Annotated in this window: 5 protein-coding genes; all 5 read right to left on the bottom strand. The window is 70.9% G+C overall.

Annotated elements, in window-relative coordinates:
* Positions 1–146: 146 nt before the first annotated feature.
* Complete coding sequence (locus tag AOK23_RS41765) at positions 147–596, bottom strand: SRPBCC family protein (protein ID WP_055717613.1); 450 nt, start codon at positions 594–596, stop codon at positions 147–149.
* A gap of 52 nt (positions 597–648) precedes the next feature.
* Positions 649–876, bottom strand: coding sequence for a hypothetical protein (locus AOK23_RS41760; RefSeq protein ID WP_157878321.1), 228 nt, complete (start codon positions 874–876; stop codon positions 649–651).
* Positions 877–916: 40 nt separating this feature from the next.
* The gene (locus tag AOK23_RS51585; RefSeq protein WP_276205805.1) at positions 917–1,048 is read right to left on the bottom strand and encodes a hypothetical protein; all 132 of its coding nucleotides are present in this window, start codon (positions 1,046–1,048) and stop codon (positions 917–919) included.
* Between the two features lie 4 nt (positions 1,049–1,052).
* Entirely contained in the window at positions 1,053–1,682 is a 630-nt protein-coding gene (locus tag AOK23_RS41755; RefSeq protein ID WP_055717611.1) for a hypothetical protein, read from the bottom strand.
* Between the two features lie 2 nt (positions 1,683–1,684).
* A partial coding sequence (locus tag AOK23_RS41750) for a tyrosine-type recombinase/integrase (RefSeq protein ID WP_206336437.1) occupies positions 1,685–2,025 on the bottom strand: 341 nt, incomplete at its 5' end.

The raw sequence follows: 2,025 nt of genomic DNA, 5'->3' as shown, positions 1-2,025 counted from the left end.
CACCGCCCGTTTGACAGACCCAACGCTTGTGGTCGGTGAAGCCGACGTAACTGGATAGGTGGCTGGTTGGCTTGGCCCGGTCGGCTATGTGGCGGCTGCCGGGACCCTGTACCGGCCCCGAGGGCGTGGTGATCGTCAATCTGGGCTCAGCGCAAGGCGCTGGCGAGGTAAGCGTTGCGGGTTCTGATGAGGCGGGGCATGTACCAGCTCAGGACAGTGCGGTCGGCGACACGTCCGAGGAACCCGAACGGCGAGGCAAAGTCGATGACGTCCCTCATAACGGTGCCGCCAGTGCCGTCCGGCTCGAAGTGATGACTGTGATGCCATCGCTTGAAGGGGCCGGCATCCTGCTCGTCCACGAAGCACTGGGGCGGGTCATACGCCGTAATGCGGGCGGTGAGTCGCCAGGTCAGGCCGAAGTGGCGGGCCTGGAAGGTCACCGTGTCGCCGAGTGAGAGTCCGCCTCGGGTCCTGCCGCCGACCGCCCGCTCCGACGAATCGGCCATCGACCGCGTGTGTGCTTCCACGTCGAGGCATGCCTCGAACACCCGGTCCGGGCGTGCGGCGATGGCTGTCACGATCTCGAAGTGCGGCACCGGGCCATCCTAGAAGGGCGTGCTTGATCGCCGGTCGGTGGGGCCAGCGTGGTCAAGTGGTGACGTTGACCAGGAACAGCGGCCCCGGCCCGGTGTTCGGCCCCCGGTAGATCTCCAGTGCGAGAGGGGTCGTGTCGTGCTGAGGAAACCTGGTCCAGGACAGGTAGCCGGCCGCCCTCCTCTGCTCATCCCAGTCATCCAGATGCTCGTGCGGAGCGAGCGGATCCTCCGCCTGCTGCCACTCGCCGTTCGTGGTGAAAAGCCAGATCCCCTTTTCCATGTCACCACCGTGCCCGAAGTCCCTCACTGGCGAGGCCTGTTCAGGAGATCGCGGGCGGTGTCATCGGCTGCGGCGCCGATCCGGGCCGGGTAGCGGTGTGACAGGTGGCGGCCTGGGCACTGAGCCCGAACACCTCGCTGATCATCGGCACGTCGCCGTCGGCGGCGTGCACCTCGTCAAAGATGCGGTCGGCCGCGCAGCAGGCTGCTGGAGGCGGGGTACTGGCGGTACAGCCAGAGGTGGCTGACGAGTGTGGTGGTCAGGGCGGTGCGGCTGGTGACGAAGAAGTGCGGGTTGGCGGTGTGCGGCCAGCGCCGGTGGCGGTGGGTGAGGTAGGCGACCAGGCGGGCGCGGACCGGTTCGGCGAGGGTGATGGTGCGGGCGGGCAGGTGCAGGCGGCCGGCCTGGAGGCCGCGGGCGTCGTCGAGGGGGAGGCGGCGGATCTCGGCGGCGCGCAGGGCGTGGAAGGCGAGCAGGGCAGTGATCGCGGCCGTCGCCGGCTTCGGGGAGGTCAGGGCCTGGCGGATCGGGGCGGTGTCGGCCGGGACGGGGATGGTCTGGGGGACGGTGCCGACGCGGAGGTGGACGGCCGGGTCGCGAGGTGTGATGCGGTGGGCTGTGAGGGTGGTGAGGACGGCACGCAGACCGGAGGCGGTGTGGACGCAGTCGGTGCCGGGCAGGCGGCAGGCGGCCAGGTGCTCTCTGACACCCCGGCGGTCAGGGCGCGGGGCGCCGGGGGTCTCCCCGCTCGGCCGCCCGCAGCCGCAACTCCCACCGCACCCGCCCCAACCGCTTCCTCCCCCCACGCTCACAGCCAGCCCGCAGCCGCATACGGATCCGGGCCCAGCAGGCGCCCGGCGACCCGGGCGTTCGCCTCCCGCCAGCACCGCTCGACCCTCTCGGCAGGCACAAGGACATACCGGGCCGTCGTCGACAGCCACACATGCCCCAGCAACGCCCCGACCACCTCCATCCCCACATCTTGCTCATACAGGTGCCTGGCGCAGAAGTGCCGCAGCGAGTGCGGCGTCAGCCTGCCGACCACGCCGGCAGCCACCGTGCCACCGCTCCCGCCAGCCCCTGCCGCAAGGTCACCGCGCACGCCGCACCCCATCCGCCGCCGGGCGCGCGGCGGATGGGGTGCGGCGT

The organism is Streptomyces torulosus (assembly GCF_001419765.1).
Taxonomy (GTDB): domain Bacteria; phylum Actinomycetota; class Actinomycetes; order Streptomycetales; family Streptomycetaceae; genus Streptomyces; species Streptomyces torulosus.
Note: the sequence above shows the minus strand (reverse complement) of the source record. Positions and strands in the feature narration are given on the sequence as shown.

What these genes read in the sequence shown, in the direction of transcription:
- AOK23_RS41760 (WP_157878321.1), bottom strand. Translation starts at nt 876, where the DNA reads ATGGAAAAGGGGATCTGGCTTTTCACCACGAACGGCGAGTGGCAGCAG.